The 24,649-nt window shown below is 30.4% G+C and carries 21 protein-coding genes; 3 read left to right on the top strand and 18 right to left on the bottom strand.

The window, feature by feature from the left end:
- Positions 1 to 12: 12 nt before the first annotated feature.
- From BUA92_RS08085 to BUA92_RS08075, 3 genes are read right to left on the bottom strand one after another with little or no spacing between them, the layout of a single operon-like run.
- A complete protein-coding gene (locus BUA92_RS08085; protein ID WP_073018519.1) occupies positions 13 to 2,352 on the bottom strand; it encodes a transglutaminase-like domain-containing protein in 2,340 nt (779 codons plus the stop codon).
- On the bottom strand, positions 2,339 to 3,562 hold the full coding sequence (locus BUA92_RS08080; RefSeq protein ID WP_073018518.1) for a DUF58 domain-containing protein: 1,224 nt from the start codon (positions 3,560 to 3,562) through the stop codon (positions 2,339 to 2,341). Before BUA92_RS08080 ends, BUA92_RS08085 begins: the two co-directional genes overlap by 14 nt.
- Entirely contained in the window at positions 3,563 to 4,504 is a 942-nt protein-coding gene (locus tag BUA92_RS08075; protein WP_073018517.1) for an AAA family ATPase, read from the bottom strand.
- Between the two features lie 320 nt (positions 4,505 to 4,824).
- On the opposite strand from BUA92_RS08075, the gene BUA92_RS23245 reads away from it, so the two are divergent.
- Complete coding sequence (locus tag BUA92_RS23245) at positions 4,825 to 4,980, top strand: glycine zipper domain-containing protein (RefSeq protein WP_175550874.1); 156 nt, start codon at positions 4,825 to 4,827, stop codon at positions 4,978 to 4,980.
- Positions 4,981 to 5,109: 129 nt separating this feature from the next.
- Here the strand turns inward: BUA92_RS23245 and cax are convergent, their stop codons facing one another.
- The 11 genes from cax to BUA92_RS08020 form a co-directional block, all read right to left on the bottom strand.
- A complete protein-coding gene (cax, locus tag BUA92_RS08070; RefSeq protein ID WP_073018516.1) occupies positions 5,110 to 6,153 on the bottom strand; it encodes a calcium/proton exchanger in 1,044 nt (347 codons plus the stop codon).
- Between the two features lie 46 nt (positions 6,154 to 6,199).
- Entirely contained in the window at positions 6,200 to 6,733 is a 534-nt protein-coding gene (locus tag BUA92_RS08065) for an ECF transporter S component (RefSeq protein ID WP_073018514.1), read from the bottom strand.
- A gap of 78 nt (positions 6,734 to 6,811) precedes the next feature.
- Positions 6,812 to 8,176, bottom strand: coding sequence for a sensor histidine kinase (locus tag BUA92_RS08060; protein WP_073018512.1), 1,365 nt, complete (start codon positions 8,174 to 8,176; stop codon positions 6,812 to 6,814).
- Entirely contained in the window at positions 8,176 to 8,874 is a 699-nt protein-coding gene (locus BUA92_RS08055; RefSeq protein WP_073018510.1) for a response regulator transcription factor, read from the bottom strand. Before BUA92_RS08055 ends, BUA92_RS08060 begins: the two co-directional genes overlap by 1 nt.
- A gap of 107 nt (positions 8,875 to 8,981) precedes the next feature.
- A complete protein-coding gene (locus BUA92_RS08050) occupies positions 8,982 to 9,434 on the bottom strand; it encodes a GNAT family N-acetyltransferase (protein WP_073018508.1) in 453 nt (150 codons plus the stop codon).
- 291 nt (positions 9,435 to 9,725) lie between these two features.
- Entirely contained in the window at positions 9,726 to 10,160 is a 435-nt protein-coding gene (locus BUA92_RS08045) for a hypothetical protein (protein WP_073018506.1), read from the bottom strand.
- 12 nt (positions 10,161 to 10,172) lie between these two features.
- The gene (locus BUA92_RS08040) at positions 10,173 to 10,610 is read right to left on the bottom strand and encodes a LytTR family DNA-binding domain-containing protein (protein ID WP_073018504.1); all 438 of its coding nucleotides are present in this window, start codon (positions 10,608 to 10,610) and stop codon (positions 10,173 to 10,175) included.
- Between the two features lie 186 nt (positions 10,611 to 10,796).
- Positions 10,797 to 12,275, bottom strand: coding sequence for a family 1 glycosylhydrolase (locus BUA92_RS08035; RefSeq protein ID WP_073018502.1), 1,479 nt, complete (start codon positions 12,273 to 12,275; stop codon positions 10,797 to 10,799).
- A 58-nt stretch (positions 12,276 to 12,333) separates the two neighbouring features.
- A complete protein-coding gene (locus BUA92_RS08030; RefSeq protein WP_073018500.1) occupies positions 12,334 to 13,641 on the bottom strand; it encodes a PTS sugar transporter subunit IIC in 1,308 nt (435 codons plus the stop codon).
- 20 nt (positions 13,642 to 13,661) lie between these two features.
- Complete coding sequence (locus BUA92_RS08025; RefSeq protein WP_073018497.1) at positions 13,662 to 13,961, bottom strand: PTS sugar transporter subunit IIB; 300 nt, start codon at positions 13,959 to 13,961, stop codon at positions 13,662 to 13,664.
- An 18-nt stretch (positions 13,962 to 13,979) separates the two neighbouring features.
- Entirely contained in the window at positions 13,980 to 14,288 is a 309-nt protein-coding gene (locus tag BUA92_RS08020) for a PTS lactose/cellobiose transporter subunit IIA (protein ID WP_073018495.1), read from the bottom strand.
- A gap of 307 nt (positions 14,289 to 14,595) precedes the next feature.
- Between BUA92_RS08020 and BUA92_RS08015 the strand changes: the two genes are divergently transcribed.
- Positions 14,596 to 15,048, top strand: a complete 453-nt coding sequence (locus tag BUA92_RS08015; RefSeq protein ID WP_073018494.1) for a DUF3284 domain-containing protein — start codon at positions 14,596 to 14,598, stop codon at positions 15,046 to 15,048.
- Between the two features lie 40 nt (positions 15,049 to 15,088).
- Here BUA92_RS08015 and BUA92_RS08010 read toward each other — a convergent pair whose 3' ends face one another.
- The 3 genes from BUA92_RS08010 to BUA92_RS08000 all read right to left on the bottom strand — a co-directional run bounded on the left by BUA92_RS08010 (position 15,089) and on the right by BUA92_RS08000 (position 23,277).
- Complete coding sequence (locus tag BUA92_RS08010) at positions 15,089 to 17,716, bottom strand: PRD domain-containing protein (RefSeq protein WP_073018493.1); 2,628 nt, start codon at positions 17,714 to 17,716, stop codon at positions 15,089 to 15,091.
- A 191-nt stretch (positions 17,717 to 17,907) separates the two neighbouring features.
- Positions 17,908 to 21,432: a 5'-nucleotidase C-terminal domain-containing protein gene (locus tag BUA92_RS08005; protein WP_073018492.1), complete on the bottom strand. Its 3,525-nt coding sequence runs from the start codon at positions 21,430 to 21,432 to the stop codon at positions 17,908 to 17,910.
- A gap of 198 nt (positions 21,433 to 21,630) precedes the next feature.
- The gene (locus tag BUA92_RS08000) at positions 21,631 to 23,277 is read right to left on the bottom strand and encodes a glutamate synthase-related protein (RefSeq protein WP_073018491.1); all 1,647 of its coding nucleotides are present in this window, start codon (positions 23,275 to 23,277) and stop codon (positions 21,631 to 21,633) included.
- 407 nt (positions 23,278 to 23,684) lie between these two features.
- Here BUA92_RS08000 and BUA92_RS07995 point away from each other — a divergent pair, with 407 nt between their 5' ends.
- Positions 23,685 to 24,194 (top strand): GNAT family N-acetyltransferase, encoded by a 510-nt coding sequence (locus BUA92_RS07995; protein ID WP_073018490.1) that lies wholly within the window; start codon positions 23,685 to 23,687, stop codon positions 24,192 to 24,194.
- A gap of 61 nt (positions 24,195 to 24,255) precedes the next feature.
- On the opposite strand, the gene BUA92_RS07990 is transcribed toward BUA92_RS07995, so the two are convergent.
- Complete coding sequence (locus BUA92_RS07990) at positions 24,256 to 24,525, bottom strand: hypothetical protein (protein ID WP_073018489.1); 270 nt, start codon at positions 24,523 to 24,525, stop codon at positions 24,256 to 24,258.
- Positions 24,526 to 24,649 lie beyond the last annotated feature (124 nt).

Below are 24,649 nucleotides of genomic sequence, written 5' to 3'. Positions count from 1 at the left end.
ATAGTCTAATATTTACATCACTCCAAGTATCTTGCTATAAAGAAAAAACTTAAATACTCCTATTCTCTCCTTAGAGTACTGTGGAAACTTATTATAAAAATCTATTATAAATTTTAATTCCTTCTCATCAACCGAAGTATTACTATACCTAGCCTTTATAAATATATAAGTTACGCTATTAAATTCTGATAAATTAGAGTTTTCTACTACTCTCATCGAATATTTTAGCGGAGTCTCTCCTTGTTCAAGCTTAAGTCCTTGAACAGAAAGAGCTTTTAAAAAATAATCATAAAGTTCTAATACTTGTTCTTCAGTAGTTAATTTTTTCAATTTATCCATATAATATCTTCGTTTAATTGGAGAAAAGCCTGCTATCCATAATACTGATATTAAAAATATAGCTAAGCCAACTTTTAAACCTAGGTTTTTAGGATCAGAGCTTTTATTAACTGTTTGAGTTTCCTCTTCCTTCTCTTCTCTTAAATTCTTGTTGGTACTTGAGGAGCTTTCATTACTCTCAGGTTGATTTTCTCTATTATCTACAGGATTATTTATAGGATTAGCAACAGCTTCTTGACTTAAATTTTGTGAAAATGCTGCTGTAGGTTCAAAAGGAATCCAACCTAACCCTTCAAAATAAACCTCAACCCAAGCATGTGCTCTATTATTTGTAACTTGATATGTTGTACCATAAGTTGGACTATTGGGAAGAACATATCCTTCAACATATCTCGCTGGAAGTCCTAAGGAACGAGTTAAAATAGTCATAGCCGAAGCAAAATATGTGCAATAGCCAACTTTTTTATCAAACAAAAAGTAATCTACAAAGTCGCTACCTTGAGGTACACTTCCAGGTTTTAAGGTGTATTTATAGTTTTCTGATAGATAACTTTCAATGGCTTTTACTTTATCATAATCATTTTTGGGCTTAGATGTTATTTCTAAAGCAAGTTCTTTTACTCTACTTGGTACACTAGCTGGAACTTCTAAATATTTCGAATACCTATCATTTGAAATCTCATCATACTTTTTAATATTCCATTGTGATGATGAACTTAAAGCATACTGACCACTCTTTTTAGTTCCACTTAAATAATCTCTATATAGTCCTCTGCTGCTTTTTGAACCTAGATAATCCAGTTGTTCTCTATTTTTATTGATGTCATAAAGATTCACCATATACTCAAATCGTCTATCAAATAAAATGTCACTAGATACTACTCCATAATTATCAACAAAAATCCTTGTATTTTTATCACCAAAATTTAACTCCTCTGTTTTTGATGGTACAAAAATCGTATTTGTTTGTAGATTTTCATAAGTGATTTTTATTGGTACCTTATCAAAGAGTTGATCTAAAAAAATAGGCCCATCAAGTATAAGTTTGCTTCCTTCTGATAGTTCAAGCAAATCCTCATTAAATGATAAAAGTGTATTCACTTCCCCTAGATTCGTAAGCTCTGAATCACTAGTTTCCCAGGAGTAGCCAGTATATGTATCTCTTACTGCACCCTTTAAATATATACCTCCCCTAGGGGACTCCACACTCATTACTAATGTATTATCAAGATCTGTATCTCCTCCTAGTTTTGAACCTTTAGGATTAAACCCTGTAGAACTTAAGTTAAAAGGTTTTGTGGTGTTTATATTTAGTTTCGTTCTAACATAGCTATGAGCTGATTTTATCTTTAAGTCCATCCACTTCCACTTTATATCTTCATTGCTTAAAGGAGGAATCATATAGGCAAATATAAAAATCACTAAGCATATTGGAACCGCTGAAAGTAAAAATGATGCTGGAACTTCACTAGAACTTCTTTTCTCTTTAGGAATACTTCTTATGTATATATGCTTAAAATAGGAAAGCAAAATCAGAAATACATAAAGATAAAAAGATGATTTAATAAAGAATTTATTAATCCACAGTATGGAAAATAAAGTTCCCCCCACAATTAATAGAAAATAGAAGTTAAACTTTCTAACTGTAAATATATATACTAACAGTGAAACAACAATAGCTATTCCAAAAAAGATGTATTTTTGATGTTCTATTGTAGGAGTTTCTTCTCCAGTTATATAACTTTCTATGATCTTAAAGGTTTGTTGATTTTTGATAAAATAAAGAAATAAACCTAATGAAATTAAGAAAAAAGCTAAAGCTGAAATTTTTTCATTTCTTTTATCTCTTAATATGATGGTGTATATGGAGGTAAATATAGAAACTACTATAAATACATATAATGAGTTATAACTTGACTTCATAACTGTAATCTGGATAATTGAGTGGATAAAGCTGAAGCTAAAGAATATACTCATTATTACATTTATAAAAGTATTCTTAAATTTTTTCATCTATTATATCCCCTCCATTTTCAAGCACAGTTTTTATATCACTTGTTATATTTATATAATATAAGCTTATTCCAATCTCCTTTAGCCCTTTTAGAATTCCGCTTATATCCTCATTTTCGCCTTCAATCTCTTTGGGAGATACATAAATTAATCCTATATTATTACTAGCCGTTTTTACCTTATATAAAACTTCATAAAGTGCATAATTTATATTTGAGGTTGCTATAAGTATGTTTTGCATATTTACATTTTCATCTACCATAAGGGAGATAATATCTTCAATATTTATATCTTGATTAAACTTAACTGTGGAAAAAAATCTATAAAGATTTTCAAAATCCATAGGGCTTCTGCATTCCAAATTAACTATCTTTTTGTCGTAATAAGAAAATTTAACTTCAGCACTAGTATCTATCAGATATTTTAAAACACCAATTGAAGCCTCAATTTGTTTATCTTCAATTAGGTTATTCGTTTCTTCTTTATAAGAGTTTTTCTTAAGGTCAAATATAAACAGTAGATTCTGAGCTTCAGTTCCTTCAAACTTCTTTACCATCATCTCATTCATCTTTGCTGTAAGCTTCCAATGTACCCTATTTAAGCTATCTCCATAATTATATTTATTTATTTCATCAACTACAGAAGTATCCTCATATATACCCTTATGACTTAAGGAATTGTAAGTGTGCATATCTTCCCTTACATAAAATCGTTCTATATTTATAAGTCTAGGATAAACCTTGACTTTAAGAGGTTTTTTAGCTTTATATTTTAATTTAAATATTCCAAGGAAGTCCCTCATTTCAATGCTCTTAACTCCTACTTGAAATTCTCCTCTATACTTATAAATATACTCAAGCTTAAATCTTCTTTTACTAAAAGGAGGGATGAACACATTTTTACTTGAAGCCTTTTGCGACTTGTTATTAGCGCTGTCATGTAATTCTATATTCACATATGGAAGAAGAAATAATCCATTGTTTATAACAGTTAAGATGTACCTTACCTTTTCCCCCTTTTCAACTGAGTTTCTCTCTAGTTCTTGTGAATATTTAAAACCAAAATATCCAAAAACAAGATTTGAAAATGATACTATAGGAAGGGTCAGTACTGTATATAAGAGCATATATGGAACCTTACCTCCATAATAGTATACAAACATCAGTACCATGAAAAGAATGAATATATATGAAACTCTATTTGCTTTCATCTATCTCACCAAAGGAACGCGTACACTTTGTACTATATCTTTAAGAATATCTTCTGGTCCAATTTTCTTAAGCTTTGCTCCTTGACTTAAAACTAATCTATGAGAAAGTACTGGTACCATCATTTTTATAATATCATCAGGAATCACATAATTTCTGCTATTATAGAAAGCCCACGCCTGTGCTGCTCTAAATAGAGAAATAGATCCTCTTATACTTGAACCTATAACTACATCAGGATGATTACGAGTTTTCTCAACTATAGCTACTATATAGTTTCTTAAGCTTTCATCTAAATGAATCTTTTTGATTTCTTCTTGAACCCAAATTATATCACTGCTATCTGCAACAAAACTAAGATTATTAAGTGGATTTTCATACTGAAGATTTGCAAGTATTCTACTTTCATCTTCATTTTTAGGATAACCTATTGATATCTTCATTAAAAATCTATCAAGTTGTGCCTCTGGAAGGGGATAAGTACCTAGATACTCTATTGGATTTTGAGTTGCAAGAACCATGAAAGGTTTAGGAACCTTATATGTTGTACCATCAACTGTTACTTGATTTTCTTCCATTACTTCAAGTAAACTTGCCTGAGTTTTAGGTGAAGTTCTATTTATTTCGTCTGCAAGTATTATTTGACTCATTATTGAACCATGACGATACTCAAACTCTCTAGTCTTTTGATTAAACATAGTAAATCCAGTTATATCTGATGGCAAAATATCAGGTGTAAATTGTATTCTCTTAAAACTTGCATTTATTGATTTTGCAAGAGCTGAAACAAGACTAGTTTTCCCAACTCCAGGGATATCCTCTATAAGAACATGTCCATTACACGCCAAAGAAATTACAACTAACTCAACAGTTTCTCTTTTTCCTATTATTACATTCTCAACATTATCAACAATTCTTTCTAGTATGTTCGCAATATCCTTCATTATTCACCTCGATTATCTAACTTTTCTGTAATTATATCCAATTTTCTTACATATTATAATTTTATCACATAATTCTACTTTTTTTCAGTTAATATATGTTATCATGTGGTGAAAAAGTGGTTACAGAATTTTTGAGTATTACTTAATATTTTATCATTTTATAAAAATGAATGTGTAAGTTTAATATTATTCCATCCAACATTTATATAAATATTATTTCAGTATATTTTCCCATATAAGTCATATATAATAAGGAAAACATTATTTTAATAAAATAGCTTATACACCACATCAGTTATAAATTTATAGGGGTGAATTATATGAGTGACAACAATAATAAAAATAATAACAATTACTATTTTCCTATTTTTGTCGGAATTGGACTTGTACTTGGAATATTATTTGACCAATTAGCACTTGGACTATGTCTCGGTATCGCAATTGGGCTTGCTTTAGACAATAAAAAGAATAAATAAAAAGGAGTTACTTGAACTCCCTTTAATCTTTCTTTTTAGTATAATACTCACTTATTAAATCCACATATCTTATAGCTTCTCTAAGTTTAGCTCCAGCAGCTATAAATTCCCCTGTTATAGTTATCAAAATTAAAATATGAAAAAGGCTGCTCCAATTATAGCGTATACAGCTAATAACTGAACTCCTTCAAGCCAGTTTGATTCTCCATCACTTGCTACTCTATTAGCTATAAGTACTGCAACTATAAGTGATATAAGCTCAAACTCATTAAAAACTATATCCATAGGAGTAAATAATAAGCTTAAGAATATAAGTACTGGAGTTACAAATAAAACTATCTGCAGGCTTGATCCTATAGCAATTTCAATAGCTACATCCATTTTGTTTTTTATTGCCATCACTATTGCAGTGCTGTGCTCTGCTGCATTTCCTATGATAGGAATAAGAATTATACCAACAAAGAAGGTACTTAATCCCAAAGCTTCTGTCATTGGTTCTACTGCGCTTACTAAAAATTCACTTTCCACAGCTATTAAAACTGTTGCAAATACTAAAACCAAAATAGATTTCTTTAAGGACCACTTAGCTTCTCCTTCTTCTTCATGTTCAACTGCATATACATCTTTATGAGTATAAAAATTAAAAAATAAACTCAATAAGTAAATAATAAACATTATTGCAGCAACTACAATACTCAATCCTTCATATTTACTATTTAAAAGTTCTGGGCTCACTGTATGAGTGAATATTGCCGGTATAGCAAGTCCAATTACTGCAAATAAAAGCATGCTTGAGGATACTTCTACTACCTTTTTGTTAAAGGTTTGAGTTTTATACTTTATTCCTCCTGCAAGGATGCTTGCTCCAAGCACCAAAAGTATATTTCCTATAACAGATCCTGCTATAGAGGCTTTAACTACATCAAACAGTCCTTGTTTTAGTGCAAAAAATGATATTATAAGTTCAGTAGCATTACCAAAGGTTGCATTTAAAAACCCTCCAAGCTTAGGACCTGTATACACTGATATTTCCTCAGTTGCCTCTCCCATTAATCCAGCTAAAGGTACAATTGCAAGTGCTGCAAGCAAAAACATTATTGTAGGTGAAAAGTGTAAAAACTCTCCCACTATGCTTATTGGAATAAAAATTAATAAGTATCTTAATATTTTCATAAGTCTTCACCAATATGTAGGGTGTACTAGATAATCCTAGTACATCTTAGATAATAACCTTTCTTTGTTTAAGTATTTTTATAATGATCACAGTTATAATTCCACCTGCTATTGCAGTTATAAATTGAGTAAATCCCATTGACACTGCAAGCTTTGCTAATATTTTCTCTGGTAAGTTTAATCCAAATACATATACAAGCTTTGTAGCTGATAAATATAAGAATATAAATTTAATAAATGCTCCTGCTAAAATCCCTATATAAAGACCAAAGTTTTTATCTTTTAACACCCCAAATACAACCACATATAAAATATTTCCTATCATTATAAAAGGTATAAAAGGCATCATTGGTGAGGCAAGTTGTCCAACAAGTAATGCCATTATAGGTGTTAAAGCTCCTGTTATTCCTCCCCATTTAGTTCCACAGATAAATGCTGTTAACAGAAGTACACTGTTTACTAAAGGTCCAACTAAAAATTGGTTTACTTCCGGAACATTTTTCCCTATAAACTGTACCACTATAGCTATTGCTAATAGTATTGCTGCTCTTACGATATTTTTTGTATTTTTATTTTCCACGACATTCCCTCCTTTTAATAAAATTATATACTTATATTATATTATTTTCCATATCAAACAATTAGAAGCCATCAGAATTTAATTCCTAATGGCTTCTTCAAAATATATTCTAAAGGTAGTTCCTTCTCCTACTTCACTTTCTACCTCTATTTTTGCAGAATGCATCTGTAGTATGTTTTTAACTACTGTAAGTCCAATCCCATTGCCTTCTGTTTTGTGCCTGCTTTTATCTCCTCTATAAAGCCTTTCAAATATAAAGGGCAAATCCTCCTTATTAATACCTACTCCATCATCCTTAATCTCAACTATACTTTTATTATTCTCCGAGTATAATATTATAGATATGTTACCTTTTTCTTTAGTGAACTTTATTGCATTTGATATTAAGTTTATAAAAACTTGCTTTAACTTATCAACATCAGCAGAAATACTAAAGTCATTTTTTGACTCTACAAAATAACTAAGTTGTATATTCTTTCTTTTTGAAATCATATAATAATCCTTGCATAAATCATCTAGTAGTTCTTCCAAATTTATTATTTCAAAGTTGTATCTTATACTTTCTGATTCAAATTCTTTTAGAGTATCTAAATTATTTAGAAGTTTTCCAAATCTTATAACCTCTTCATTTAGATAACTAAGTCTTTCATCTGTAACTGGAAAAACTCCGTCTATCATTGCTTCTAGATTATTTTGAAGTACATTTAACGGTGTTCTTATTTCATGGGACATATCAGAAATCAACTGTTTTCTAAGCTTATCTTGATTGCTAAGTTTTTGAGCTAATACATCAATACTGCTTTTTAACTCTTCTAATTCTTTGATATTAGTTTTCATGTTTGATGTACCTTCAAATTCCCCATTAGATAAATTTACAGACCTATCTATGACCTCTTTAATAGGAGATGTAAACTGTTTAGAGAAATACATACTTATCCCTATTATTAATATCATGGCTGATACTCCACTTAAAATGATACTCTTGTTTATAGATGATTTGAAGTTGATATCCTCTTCTGTTAATAATACAGATGAATATTGTCCTATATCTACATATCCAACTATTTGATTATCAACAACTATATCAAATTTTTTAGTTGAATATACTCCATTACTCTCCATCATCATAGAGTTAAACTTTATATCTTTAGGATCCATGCCCCATACAACATCCTTATTTTTATCATAAAGAGTGATGCAGTAGCTTCCCATATAAGCTTCATGAGCTAACTCTTTTCCCGAATTCTCACTCCACTTTCCATCCTTCTTATATACTTCCTGCATGTAATCAACTATTCTTTCGTACCGCTTATCTTGTATATCCTGCATGTATTTATTAAACTTGTTGTTTATAGTAAGATTAACAAACAGAATTATAAAAAGAATAGCTATAATAGAACATACGACAAACAGTATACTTAATCTTCTTCTAATTGATTGCACTAACTATCACCACCAAATTTATAACCTACCTTCATTACAGTTATTATATATTTAGGATTTTTGCTATCTTCCTCTATCTTCTTACGGAGATTTTTAATATGTACATCTATTGTTCTATCATATCCATCAAAATCCAAGCCAAAAACCTTATCTATAAGTTGTTCTCTTGATAGTACTTTTCCATTATTTTTTGCTAATACATATAAGATATCAAATTCATTTGGAGTAACTGAAACCTCTACTCCATTTATGAAAACACTTCTTTTATCATTGTTGATTATAAGCTTTCCATCATTAAAGGAAAGTATATCGTCCTTAACCTCAGCTCCTATTCTTCTAAATAAAGCATTTACTCTAGCTGTAAGTTCTCTAGGACTAAATGGTTTAACTAAATATTCATCTGCTCCCATATTTAATCCTTCTATCTTGTTTTCTAATGACCCTTTTGCAGTTAACATGAACAGATAGACCTCTGATTTATTATCAGAAAAACTTCTTATTTTCTCACAAACTTCTTCTCCACTGATATCTGGAAGCATCAAATCTAATATAACAAGTTTGAAATCTATTTTCTTGAACAGTTCAAGGCCCATCAGTCCTCTTGTTTCATGGTACACCTTATACCCCTCTTTTTCTAGATAGGCCTTAATTACCTCTCCAACCTTTTCTTCATCTTCTATTATCAATATGTTGTTCATGTTTCACCTCTAGTTTTATAGATTCTCTTAATTATATCAAGTTTTTTTAAAGATTATATGAAGAAAACAAAAAAGATGCTGCATGATATCACACAACATCTCTTATCTTATACAAACTTAGCCATCTTTATTATTCTTTCACCGAAGGTAATCTTATCATATATCTTTTTGTAATCTAACTTCTCATAGAATTTTGATACCTGTTCATTCTTAGCTAATAGCGAAACACCATTATACTCTTCCTTCTTAGCGGTTTGTTCAGCATATTTCATAAGAGCTTTACCTATTCCTAAACCTCTTGCTCTAGATGAAGTTGCAATATTAGATACATATAAATCACCTTTTTTACATTCACGAAATCTTATATAATTAACTCTTTTCATTAAAAAATAGAGCTTATCTCTTAATCCTTCAACCCAATTAATAACTCTAAAATCAGTTCTAATTGTTAGTTTATCTAAATCTTCATAGGGTATCATAACTATTGCACCTAAAACTTCATCATTAAAAGCAGCTACAGTTATATTTTCTTTACTATACCTTGAATCTTCTTCTCTGATTAGTTCTTCTAAGTTTTCTAATGTTTCCTCAGGAGTTTCTCCCCCTCAAACGTATTTAGGATCTGGCTCAGTATTGTAAATAAGCGTCGCTATTTTACTAATATCCTTATCTTGTGCCTCTCTAATAATAATATCTTTCATAATAAAACCTCACTTTTTAATCATCTTACTTATATTATAGTAAAGAAGGTCCTATTATTAAATTCACTTATATGCTCACATATTAGTACTAAAGCGATGAATTCTACCTCTTCATAAACTTACCAAACCTACAAAAGTACTTTTAATTACTCATATCTTTCCTTCATTGTACTTACTAAGCTTTTCATTAAGCTGTTTTGCTTGGATATTTCCATTGATATTCATCATCACATATACTAGTACCTTTACAATACCTATCACTAAAACATAAAGTATCATGAGCCTTCTATCAATATTACTGTTAGTAGTAAATAAGAATAACCATATTATAACCATACTATATGCAAGAAAAGAGAATACAGAAAAATTAATAAGCTGGGCCTTTTTCTTGAAATCATATTTGTTTATAAGTGCATACTTATAAAAGGTATATGCACATGATAGCAATATAGCCTGTAAAAGGAATGATGTTTCAATCATATCTCTAGAATAAAGACTTGAAAATAAAACAATAGCACCAGTTAGTAAACCACAAGTTGTAAAAATATCTTTAGTTACATCTTTAATATATCTATTTAAATTCATAATAAATCCTCCTCATAATCCTAATTTTTTTCTTAATACAGGAACATATTGTCTAGAAATAACCACCTTTTCTCCATTTTGAAGTGACGCTTCAAATTTTCCATAAAAAACAGGACTTATAGACGCTATTTTTGTAATGTTCAAAATTGTTGATTTTGTAGCTCTAAAAAAATCTCCATTTTTATATTCTGCCTCTATCTCATAAAGCTTTAACCTAGATTCAAAAACCTTGTCCTTACAATAAATAAAAACCTTATTATCCACTGACTCAAAATAAAACACATCTTTAGGATTGATAACATGCAATTGTGAATCTATAACTCCAATAAGTTTTTTATTAGATGATTTGATGGAATAAATAAGTTGTAATAATGATTCATCTGGCTCATTACATCTTATTATTATCTCTGGTTCACATTCATCTGGAATATTCTCAATAGTAATCTTCATTTCACTCCCCCTTGTCCTTCTCATTACATCTATAGTATATGCCAGTAAATTACTCCACTCAATATGATCTATTGTAAGTTGTAATATATGAATGGTAAGTTGCAATATTTAATATTTAACTGCAAAAGAGGCCCATCAAACAACCTTATTGTTTGATGGGCCTCTTGATATCTGTTATCAGTTATATCATTCTAAATCTGCACCTTGAGTTTCTATCACTTTCTTGTACCAGTAGAAGCTATCCTTTTTACTTCTTTCTAGTGTTCCATTTCCCTTATCATCACGATCTACATAAACAAAACCATAACGTTTTTTCATTTCTCCTGTACCTGCTGATATCAAATCAATACATCCCCACATTGTATAACCCATTAATTCAACACCATCAATATTAATTGCATCTCTCATGGATTTGATGTTTTTGCGTAAATAGTCTATACGATAAGTATCATGAATGCTTCCATCTTCCTCTTTTTTATCATCCCATCCAATACCATTTTCTACAATCCACAATGGCTTATGGTAACGATCATATAAAGTATTTAATGCAATTCTTAAACATGCTGGATCAATGGACCATCCCCAAGCATTAGTTTCTAAATATGGATTTTTTATTCCCATAACAAGATTTCCACCGCTTTTATCAACATCATCGTGAGTTGTAAAGGTACTAGATCCGTAACAAGAAAAACTTAAGAAGTCAGCAGTGTATTTTTCTATTAGTTCAAAATCCTCTTTTTCTGTCTCTAATACAATTCCTTCTCTTTCATATTTCTTTAGTCTATAAGCTGGATAATGTCCCCCTGTTTGTACATCAGAATAGAACAAACCGGTTTGGGCCATTTCCATAGCCATCAATTGATCTTCTGGATCACAGGTATATGCATATATAGGTTGATATGCAAGCATCTGCCCTACTTTTATTTCATCATTTATTTCATGAGCTGCTTTTACTGCTTTTGCACTTGCTACAAACTGATTGTGTGCTGCTTGTGCTTTATTTTGCGGCGTTGGATTAGTTACTCCCCCTGCAACAAAAGGAGCAAATTCCATACAATTTATTTCATTAAAGGTTAACCAGTACTTTACTTTCCCCTCATAATGCTTAAAAACTGTTTTTGCATAGGTTTCAAAGAAATCTATACATTTTCTATTTGACCAACCACCATATTCAATTGCTAAATGAATTGGTGTTTCATAATGGGATAATGTTACTAATGGTTCTATACCGTATTTTTTGCATTCATCAAAAACATTATCATAAAATTTCAACCCCTCATGATTAGGCTCTTTATCATCTCCATTTGGAAATATACGAGCCCAATTCATACTTAATCTGAATGTTTTAAACCCCATTTCTCCCATATATGCAATGTCTTCCTTATAATAATGATAGAAATCTGTTGCAACATGACTTGGATAATATTCTCCATTAATAACTACTGGAATACAATCTTCTGGTAATTTTACATTTGGTCCAAACCCAAATACATCTCCAGTTTCACCTGTTTTCACATTTTTATAAGTCAATCTACGAGGAACAGTATGAGAACCAGCTGTCATAACATCTGATGTATTTATTCCTTTTCCTCCTTCATTCCATCCGCCTTCATATTGATTGGCAGCTGTTGCACCACCCCATAAAAACTCTTTAGGAAAATTCATATTTCTCACCCCATCTTTTATTTTAAAAGTTCCATTTATCTTATGGCAGCTTCATATTTCACATCGTAACGTTTCCATTTTCTTCAGCAAAAGCAGCTACCTCTTTAGCAATTAATTGCTTCTCATAAATCTTAAAGAATGGATACCAAATAATTGCTGAAGGAATTAACATTAAATAATCCCAAATTGCATTTTGCCATCTCAATGTAGATAAATATGCACCAAATCCCATTGGAAGCAATGCTGAAATAGTTATCCACGCAGGTTGTAGGAACCCAACTTTGTATCCTATATATGTGCATATCATTACTATAGGAATATTTAATACATAAGGAATACAAAGAACAGGATTGTACATTATTGGCATACCAAATGTAAGAGGTTCATTGATTCCAAACCATCCCGGAACAGCAGAAATTTTTGCTACAGCACTGATTTGTTTAGATTTAGAACGTAATCCAAATAGTGCAAGAGGTAGTGTATTACCTGTACCACCACATACAGCGAGGGCACCAAACAATGCTACTGGATAGAAAACTAATGGTTGACCAGCTGCATGTGCTGCTCCATTTGAAACTGCTGCTTGTATACCTAACGGCATTATAATTGGAATCAAAATCATAGTACCATGAATACCGAAACACCATAAAAGTGCAGCAAATATACATAGTATAAACATACCTGGCACTGATGTTAAGGCATTTAATGGCGCACCTAATAATGCCATAAAACCTGAACAAACACTATAAACACCTGCTGTTCCTACTGATACAGCTACTGAAATAATTAAGAAAATAATAGCACTAAATAATAAAGGTAAAATTGAAGCAAATCCGTTTTGTAGGAAAGGTGGTACAACATCTGGCATTTTTATACGAATGTTCTTATCAGCACAGAATTTTTCAATTTGTACAGATATAAATACAACTATAAATCCAATAAACATACCTTGAGCACCAAGATAAGTCATATCGATACTTGTTATTCCTGCCTCAGATTTAATTAATGCACCTGAAACTAATAAGAAGCATATTAATGCATCAACAGCATTCATAATTGGCGACTTCATTTTTAAATTTTTTGCGTAGTTATATGCAAATAAAACAACAACCCATAAGGATAGAGAGTTCATTGAAAATTGATAAGGCAAATAGATTATTTGATATATTTTACTATCTGAAGTAAATAGATTTAATAAAGTTTCACTACCAACCGAGCAAATAATCTGTGATATAGCTCCAACCATAATAACTCCCATTAGGGACATCATTGCTGCTTGTAGGGCAGATAAAAATTTATTACTACCTAATGCTTGACCGAAATTTTGAAGTTTTATCATGAACTTACTTTCAAACAACTTTTCCATCTTACTTCTCCTTATTTTAATTATTTTTCAGAATATAATTTTTTAGCTAATTTCATAATATTAGGACAATTTGCAATAGCATAATCAAAAGATTCAATTTGAGCACAAGGAAGTCCAGTATTTTCTTTTACTTCTTTTAGACGATAGGATACTTGTGGTCCCATCATTACAATATCATATTGAGTATAAACATCTTGATAATCAGCTAATCCTACAGCTTTAATTTCTAGTTCCTCTCCAGCTTCTTTCCAATAGCTCTCCATCTTTTTCATCAAAATACTAGTTGACATTCCCCCAGCACACACTAATAAAATTTTCATATTCCTATTCCTCCTTTTTTATTTATTTTTATAAAGTAAAATGATTTCTTTAATCAATTCAACTGCAAGCATACTTGTCATTAAATGATCTTGAGAATGAATAAGTAATACATCAATCTCTTGTTTATCTCCATTAGCTTCTTTAAACAGCAATTCTGTTTGTGCTTTATGTGCAAGGTTTGCTGAAATTTCTGACTTAACTAAAAGTTCCTCAGCTTCTTCATAATTCCCTTCTTTAGCCTCTTGCAGTGCCTTGAATGCAAATGATCGTGCATCACCTGAGTTTGCAATAATAGTCATGGATGTTAAATCGTTTACTTCACTCATGTAATAGTCCTCCTTTTTCAATTGATTTACTTCTTTAAGCTAACTTTAGTTTAGTGTATAAAATACCGTTTGTCAAAAATTACCACAAGATTAAAAATGAGGTTTTTAAACCTGTGTATTAAGTATATTTAATAAAAATACACTTAATATTCCTAAGAAACTGTGTTTTTCTATCACTATTTAAGCTAGTGTATTATTTTATCTTAAGATTTTACTTTAGTGTATAATCCATTTCTTCGATAGTATTTCTTTTGAATTTTTTTACTTTTATAAAAATTTCTTCCAATATTTGTGTTATAATGTATCTATGAAATTAACTAGAGTTTTAAAAATAACTGAAAAAGAGTTTTATGATTTTCTTGAAAAGGATCTCTTATCTAATATTTATCAATGCACAAACAATAAACTAAGCGTAAAAGATATCAAGAAAGGATTGAGGTATACAAAAAATGCTGAGGATACGCTTACTCGCATTGAGATTTCTATTTTAGATTATAAAAGAGATGAATTTTACAAGTCACAAATCAAATCATTTGCTGACACAATTATAATTTCTTTTGAAACTGAGGTGTTAGATGAAGGGTTAAAGATTATATTTAATCAGTATATTGAAAGTTTCGAAGAAGGAAAACATAATAAATTAATGAAACTATTTAGTGAAGCCGTTTACTACGGAAGGATGACTGACAAGCTATACGATATTCAAAAAAATATTATAAAAAATAGAGAAGATATTTTAGAACCTGTTCCCTCTAAATAAACATAAAATAACATGCCTTCTAGCAAGGAGGCATGTTATTTTATAGCTTTTTTAAAATCATAATAATAGTCGCAATCTCATTATCATCTATTATAACCTTGAAGTTTTTTTCTAAAGTTTTAAGAATTCTAATAATAGCTTGATAATCTTCTTCAAATAATAAAATGATTTTGTTTTTATCTGGATTATCACTAACTTTTTTACCTTCTAATAGTCTTTCTAACAAGCAGGCTAAATGCATAAACAATCCTACTCTTTGATTTTCAGTTAATGAGTAATACATATTAAGTTCATCTATAACACTTGGTAAAATGGTTTTTATCTTAGGTATTGATGTATATCTAAACTGCTCTTCTAAATAGTTATATACATCCTTATAATTAATTGAGGATGTATTTAATGGTTCAAACATAAGTACACGATCTAAATTCTCCTTTGAGGTCTCAAAAATCTTTTTAATAGAAATGAATGGGATTCCTAATAATTTAGGATCATAAGTTCCAACAAAACTGTGGATTCTATATGTTTTCTTAAGTATTAGAATTTCTTTTAGAAGCTCATCTCTTTCCGATATGGAAAGTGCTATAGTCTTCATCCCAAGCTTTGAATACTGATCTATATATAGCTTTAATTGCATAGCTCCTCCTTCCCCTGTATGGCAAAGAGTAATTATAATACTGTTATGCTTTTCTTCATTTCTCTGCATATTATTAAGTTCTAGGTTAGCCATATGATAGACATAGTCTATGTCACTTTCCATGGAGCACTTTCTGGCAACATCTATTCCAATTAATGTTACTGGTATATTTATATATCTAATTTTAATATCTGTTTCTTCCGCAATAGTTTCCAGCATTGTTTTTATAGATCCCATATCATATATTACAATTACACCTTTTCCACAATCAATTTTCTCAATTAAAGCTTTGATTTCTTCCATAGCTTGCTTACTTCCAATATCTAAAGCTAAATCATAACTATACGAATTATTGCAATGAGTCAAACTATTGGTAATATCTTTTAACGAGGAGGCTGTACCACTTCCATGCATAATATAAAGAAGAACAGGATGACCTTCATCACTATTTTCATCTGATTCAATTAGAAACATGGAAATCAACACAATTTCATGGATAGGTAACTCTAAGTTTAACTTTTCTTTCAAAACTCCTGCAAACTGTACACTAGCTGCATACTCTTGGGGATAATCTTCAATAAATTTAATAACTTGATCATTGTCTACCCTTTTATGACTAAAGTTTAATGTGAGTAAAGAATTTATATGTAAACAAAGACCATAAAACACGTTTGATTTTAAGTTTATTCCAAGTTCCTTTTTCGTGATATTTAAAAATCTGGTTACAATATCAATTACTTTTTGATCCACTATTTTAGAAAGCTGCTCTAAATTACTCAAATCATCAAATACATTGTAGTAATGATATTTTTTAAATAAGTTTCGAATATGATTATTCATGACATTTTCAATACTACTATCATTAATTCCTAAATTAGATAATTCATCATATTGTTTCTTAATTTCAGAGTACATATCTACTTCAATATTAGAATTATAATATCCATCATTTGTTATGCTTTTATCATAAATTATAGATTCCCTATTTCCTATGAGTAAATCTATCTCAGTATTAAAGCTCTTCAGTTGCAATAAACTCTTTCTAATTTGCCCCTTAAAATCATTAACGCATACACAAATGTTTTGCTTTGATTCATTAACTACACGTACATAAGCATTAGCACATGCAGCTTTAATATCAAACTCTAAACCTTTAACATTATAAGTGAAATCTGATAATAATAAGGCTTTAATAGATTCTACACTGACTTCAATTGAACGTTCTGAATTAGATGCTTCAACTTGAAAAAAGTGATTAATGAGTTCAAATCTTTCTTTCAACGGACGTTGCTTTAATTCTGGTAATTCTATGCTAACAGGAATCATACGATTTATCTGTAGCCCACTTTGTGGGGAACATGCTAAGGCTAAAAATAAGTCATTACAGTCTATAAACTTAGATTTATCTTCTGAATAAATCTTACCAGTATCTAAAAAAGTAAAGAGCCTACTTTGCTGCTTAGCATCTAACAAATCAACATTGTCTATGAATAACATTCCACCTTGCGCTTTTACAAAACAACTATTAGCTAAATCATCTTTAGCTCCAAAAAGCTCATCACTTAACACAGAAACATTTTTAGAGTAATGTCTGCAGTTAATCTTCATATATGATGAACCTTTAGATAAAATACCCATTTCTTTAGCAAACTCAAACATCAAAGAAGCAAAATATGTTGTCCCACATCCAGTTTTAGAAGAAAGTAAAACATTTAAGCTAGAACGTGGATATAAAATTGCTGCTTTTGCTAGTTGAACTGCATTTCTTAAACTCCCATTGTATCCTACTAGTTCACTAAAACAAGATTTATCTGAACTTTGATTTAATTGTTTTGGAAGATTGTAATAAACTGGTCTTGTTGTTGTTTTAATAAGCTTACCTTCTTTTACCAACTCATTTAATGAAGCACTTACATTAGATCGTTGCATTCCTAATGCACTCGCTATCTCCTTTGTTTGCAATCCATCTATATTTTTGCTATAAATCTCTTGTTGAATAAACTCATAAACATTTTCTTTTACACTTTTCACGTTATTATATTCCTTTCTTCCATAGTTCCCCCATATTATTTACACTTTCATTATAAAGTTCATGGTAATAAATTACAATTGTGTTTTTCATATTTCTTTCTGAAATATGAAGTTTCTGTATCCCAAATAAATATTAAAAAGGCCCATCAAACAACTTCTTATTTGATGGGCCTCATGTTAACTACTATCAACTATGCTATTGTTTTTCTTCTTCTCTTTTCTCTAACTAATACAACTGTTCCAAGGACTGCTATAATTGCTCCTAATCCTCCCAAAGTATCTAAATCTATTAATGAACCTGTTTTTGGAAGATTTCCTCCTGATGTTTCTCCACCATTATTTCCTGGAGTTTGTGGTTCTTCATTTCCACCTGATATTGGAGGTTGTCCAGCTATTGCATATTCTACTTTAGTAACTGATAATTCTTTACCCTTAGCTTTTAGTTCTTTTAAGCTTTCAACTAGGGCTTCTCTTATTGGAATTCCTGTATCTAATACATTCTTAGCACCAGTAAAGTCATAACCGTCTCCGCCAGTTGCCATAAAGTCATTAGTAACTACAGTATAGTACTTATCCATATCAACCTTAGTTCCGTCCATTAGGTACATTCCTAATATTCTGCTTCCTAAAGGTTTATTTATATCATAATATACCTTTACTCCTGTGAATTGTCCCCATCCTATGGATTCATTTCCTATAGCATTTTCTAAAACTCTTTTTAAATCTGAACCTTTAAGTTCCATTTTTACTAAGGTGTTATCAAATGGCATCAACTCATACATTTTACCCATAGTGATATTACCTTTTTCGATTAATGGTATTCTAAGTCCACCACCATTTGTTATAGCTATTTGAGTATCAGCTTTTGCTTTCATAACATCTGATGTCCATTGTCCTATTAGTGAAACTCCTGGAGCATTTTTATCATGAGTTAGATCCTTATCTGTGCTACCAACAACTTCATCAAGTATAGGTTTTAATTCTTCATTATATTTATCAACAATCCCCTTAACTGTACCATCAACTGCTAAAGTACCTACTCTTGTATAAAGATCGTCTCTAGATGGTGTTACCCCTAAAATCTTGTTGCTTGAATCTAAGTTTATAGTTAATCTCGCAAGTGATCTTCCATTATAATAACCTTCAACTATCGGAATGTTATTAACTGTTCCACTTACTTGTAAATGTGTATGTGCAGCAATTATTCCATCTATTCCAACTGCACCTTTAGCTAAATCTGCTGCTTCCCCAGTAATAACTCCAGTTTTTGAATCTTGAGCTGCTCCAAGATGAGTTAAAGCTATTACTACATCAACTTTACCTTCTGGAACTTCACCGCTTTTTAGCTTAGCAGCCCATTCATTACCAGCTTTAACTGGATCTCTAAACTCTAAATTTTTAACATTTTCAGGTTTTGTTTTGTATGCTGTTTCTGGTGTAGTAAGTCCAATAAGACCAACCTTTACTCCATCTTTTTCTATTACCTTATAAGGTTTTGCCCAAGTTACAGGTTTTCCTGTAGCTTTGTCATATATATTAGATGCTAAGAAATCAAATTCTCCATCTTTTGCCCATTGATTTATATAATCTAGCCCCCAATCAAATTCATGGTTTCCTACTGATGATGCCTCAATTCCTATAGCCTTAAGCATATCTGATACTGGCTTACCATATTTAAGATTTGACATAGCACTTCCTTGGTAAATATCCCCTCCAGCAACAACTATTGTGTTAGGATTTGATTTTCTTACATCATTTATAGCTTGAGCTAATTTAGCTGCTCCAATGTTTTTTCCCTCTTCTTTAAGTGAACCATGGAAATCATTAAAGGATACCACGTCAATATTTTTATATCCTAATCCTTTTAAATCACTAAAGTTTATAGATTTAACATTTGGAGTTCTACCATCTTCTGAAGTTGGTAATTTTAATGTACCATCATTTATTAACTTAACTGCTGTCGCTCTTTGTACAGAGTCCCAATTGTTGCCTATTATCTTCCAGTTATTATCTACTTCTGGAGTAATAGTTCCACCTTTCACGTCTTTAATGTATTGTCCTATTAAATCTCTTACTCCAACTCCACCTTGTACATCGCTTTCTATAAGCTTTGGAAGTTCTTCTCCTTGTTTATATACTTCTCCAGCTTTTAGAAGATGTGAGTTAGCTCTATAATTATTTACTGCAATAATAAAACTTTCATCATCTTTAACAGCTTTTCCTGTATCTGCCCAAGTTAGATTTTTAATTCTGCTTCCTTCTGGCTGAGATATATCAACATCATATTTAACTCCGCTAAACATATCATAGTTATATGCTCTTACATTTGGATTAAAGGATATTGTTAAATCTCCTTGTTTAAATTGGTTATAGTATTTTGCTGACCATTCCATGTAAGCTTTAAGTTGTTTTCCATTCATTTGAAGTTTATATAAAGTATTATCATATGGATAGATTAATGCTGATCCTGATTTTTGAATGTTTCCTTCTTTGATGTTTGCATTAGCATTAAACATTGCAGAAGAAGCTACTTTTGCACCAGTGTAATTCATTTGAACATTATTTATAAGGTCAATCATAGCTGTATCTTGAACTTGAGCGCTAGGAATTCCACTTATCTCATTTGATGGTACTAAGTCTCCACCTTTAAGTGTTCCTATAACTGTTTCTGCATCTGCTTTCGCTCTTTCATGGTACGGCATAAACTTAGAAGATAAATCTGTATCTGCTTCATAGTTTATAGCTTTTGTAGTTTGATCTTGAACCCATACAAGTTTAGATGTAACATCTTTTGTTTTATCTTCAACTACATATTTATTATCTTTTTTAACAAGTTTTATATTCATTTGAGCTAAAGTTGCTGCTCCATTTTTGTTTTCAGTAGTTAAAATATTATTATGGAATGTTTGATTCATTGCCTTGTGTTCATGTGCTGCAACTATTGCAGTTAAATCAGGGCACGCATTTGCTAAATCTATAGCTCCTGACCCTTGTTCATCATATTCATTACTTTCTGACATATGAACTACCGCAATTATTACATCAGCTTTTTCTTTAAGTTCTGGTATTAATTTTTTTGCTTCATCAACAGGATTTGTTACTACATAATCTTTTAAATTAGCAGCATCCCATCTTACAATATTAGGAGTAACCATTCCTAATATGGCCACTTTAACTGTATCACCATCTAGTCCTGGTCTTACAACAATTTTGTAAGGTTCTGCAAGTCTTGTTACACCATCTTTTTCGTATACATTTGCACATAAAGCTGTTGTCTTTGAATTTAATTCAGAAGTAATCTTTTTAAGAGTAGGAACTCCATAATTAAATTCATGATTACCATAACTCCAAGTATCATATCCCATTTCATTCATTCCAAGAATCATTGGATGAATAGGATCATTTAAGAATAATTGTGATGAGTTACCTTGTATAGTATCTCCAGCATCAACTAAAATGGAATTAGGATTATTGCTTCTAAGCCCTTTAAGTATAGTCTGAAGTTGCGCCATACTTCCTGTCTTATCCTCTTTGTTAGTTGCATAATCCCATGTGAAAAATTTTCCATGTAAATCACTTGTAGCTAATAATTCTACATTTATGGAATCGCTACCAGTTTCCGCAAATGCCTTAAGTGTCGGTGTTGCTAAGTTAAAACCAATAAACAAAGCAACCAGTGAAGAAATAAGCTTTTTTGATTTAAAAAATTTAAACAAAATGTTTCCCCCTTCTTTTTTAGACTCTCAAGTATAGTTTAATTCAGTTTAAAGAAAAATGTTGTTAATATTATGTTAATTTTTAACACATTTGTAATCTTAATGTTAAATGTATTTTCTATATTTTATGTAAAGTTAAAAGATGCTGCAAACCAATTAAATATAAGTTTACAACATCTTTCCCTAAAGTTTGTTTAATTATTTTCTTTTTAATATTTCTTTTGCAATTTCATCTTTAACATCAGTCATGAACTTAATTCCAGTCTCTTTTTCCGTTTCTCTATTAGCCGAGAATATATCATCTCTTGAAATATCACTTACATTGAACTTTCTTACACCTGCCATAAGCTGTTGCAATCCTGCTGAAAGTTTATCTGCTAAAGTCCATACAGCTATAGCTCCAAGTGGAATATTTCTCATTTCCTCTTCCCCTATTTTTTTCTTTACATCGTAGTAACCTGCGAATATTTTTTCAGGAGTACCTCCAAATTCATCTAAAATATGTTTAGGCATCGAATTCCAATTACCATTTATCTCATCTTTTCTATCTGGATATAAAACACCCTCTATATTTGCTCCTAGGAAGGCTGGTATCATTAATCCTCTTCCCATACAAACTAATTTAGTAAATGGAGCACCTAATGCTAATGCTTTAAATATTTGATCTTCCTTAGCAAGTCCACCTGCAAATGCCATATCTACTACATCATAACCCAAATCTTCTAATATCTTTCCATATTCATATGCTTTGGCATGAAGATTTATTGATGGTACACCCCATGACTCCATCATGTTCCATGGACTCATTCCAGTGCCTCCTCCAGAACCATCAATTGTAAGTAAGTCAAGTTTAGCCTCTGTTGCAAACTTTATAGCCATAGCCAATGCTTCCATTCCATAAGAACCCGTCTTTAAAGTAATCCTCTTATAACCTAAACTTCTTAAGCCATCTATAGCCTTCATAAACCCTTCTCTTACTTCATCAACACTATTTAAGTCTGTGTATCCTAGCCTACTGTGTCTTGCAAAAGCTTTTATAGCACCAGCTTTAAAAGCCTCTTGAACTTCTTTTATACTTGGGTCAGGATCTACTATATATCCTCTATCTTTTAAGAACAACGCATATTCTAGGGAATTAACCTGTATTTCTCCACCTATATTTTTTGCACCTTGTCCCCATTTTAATTCTATAATTACATTATCTCCATATTTATTTATTACGTATTCCGCTACACCATTTCTAGTATCTTCAACATTCATTTGAATGATTATAGCACCATATCCATCATAATATTTTAAATATTCTTCAATTCTTCTATCTAATTCTGGAGCCTTAACTATCTTTCCATTTTCTATAACTGCATCTTTATCTATTCCTACCACATTTTCTCCAACTACTATAGGAAAACCAACTAAAGCTGCTCCAACAGCAAAAGATCTCCAATATTTTTGTGCAATAAATGTTGACCCTAATGCCCCTGTCATAATAGGAATTCTTGATTTTGTTTTATGTGTTTTTCCAAACTCAGTTTCTAAACTAACGTTAGGGAATATACAATCATCTGCATTATTAGTCAGATTTACTGCAAGTCCACTTGCTCCATAATTATATCCTTGAATTCTAATATTACTATAACTGACACCTATATGATTTATATTAGAGCTGCCTGCTGTAACTTTTCCAAAATCTCTTGGATACAGTATTTTTCTTCCTTTCATACTTGCCATCCAATTTTCACATTTTCCATTACAATCTGCTCTACATAGAGTGCATAGCCCCGATTCTGCTGGATTTCCTCTGTTAACGGTTCCTAAAACGTCGTTGTTTTTTTGATACTGTAACATTAAGTTTCCTCCTTCAAAATATACACTAGGTATTTAATTTATATATTAATGCCATTATTTATGGCCATTAAACAAAACTTAAAAACCAAATCCTAATCAGTTAATATATTTAAAATTATCAACAATTAATTGATATATTTGTATTATATCATTAATTTTCTTAATATTCTTTAATAAAATAAACATTTTTCTTTATGATTTGTTATTTTTCGTTTTATAAATCATCTATCTTTATAGTGCAGTACTGATTTAGAAGATAAGTTAAGATATATGCTAACTTCCGAAGTTAAACTTCCCTAACACTATTTTATCTATTTTACTAATCATAATTTTGGTGATAGTATTTCCATATAAGTGGAAACCTATTTTTATAGGTTTTTTATTATATTTTAAGGAGAGATGTATTAATGAAGGCTGGTAATGTGCTATTACGGCAGGAAGTTTTTTCATCAGATGCCTTTGAACTTATAAAATGGTTAGAGGATTCAGATGTAACTCAATATCTAAATGAAGATCAGAATGTAGGTAATAGCATTAGACAAGTCATGAGCAGGGTGAACCTGCCTGTTTTAACTCATTTATTTAGTCAAAATGGAAGTTTCTTTATTTTAACTATAGGTGATGATTCTCCAATTGGATTTCTTAAACTTATTCCTAAAGGAAAGGTTGTAGAAATGGTTATCGTTATAGGAGAAAAAGAAAAGTGGGGTATGGGTCTTGGTACAAATGCAATCTTCCAAGGATTAAAACATTCATTTTTTCATTGGAGGGCAGATAAGGTTATTGCAAAAATCAAATATAAAAATCATCGTTCCATGAATGTTTTTAAGAATATAGGGTTTAAAAAAGAGAAAGATTTTAAGGTTGAAGCTCAATATTCAATATCAATAGATGAGTTTTTAAATATTGCTGCTTAAATATAAAAAGATGTATCATATAAAAACATTTATGTTTTATGATACATCTTTTTAACGTTTGTTATTTTTTATCATCTATTTCTTGAATGACAAATTTATCAAAATCAATATCTTCTATGAAATTATGTTCATTAAATATTGTTTTGCTTCTTTGATTATATTGATCTAAATTTATAGGTAACCAGTAAGGTTTTGAGATATCAAATTTATCACATAACTGAATTAAGCATTGCTTTAAATTCTCTTGATAAGTCCCATCTATATCTGAAAAAACAACATCATCTTTGATTATCTTGCCATTTTTCATTATTCTTCCCCAGATTTTTAACATATTCTATAGCTATCCTCCACTTTGTTGTATATATTTTTATATTGTGTATATTTTTATTGAATTATAACTTAATACTATATTATTATCAATACTATAAGGCTTACATAAAGATATTTTAATAAGT

The sequence above is a fragment of the Clostridium intestinale DSM 6191 genome, from assembly GCF_900130055.1.
GTDB lineage: Bacteria > Bacillota > Clostridia > Clostridiales > Clostridiaceae > Clostridium_T > Clostridium_T intestinale.
This window is presented reverse-complemented; position numbering and strand designations above follow the sequence as displayed.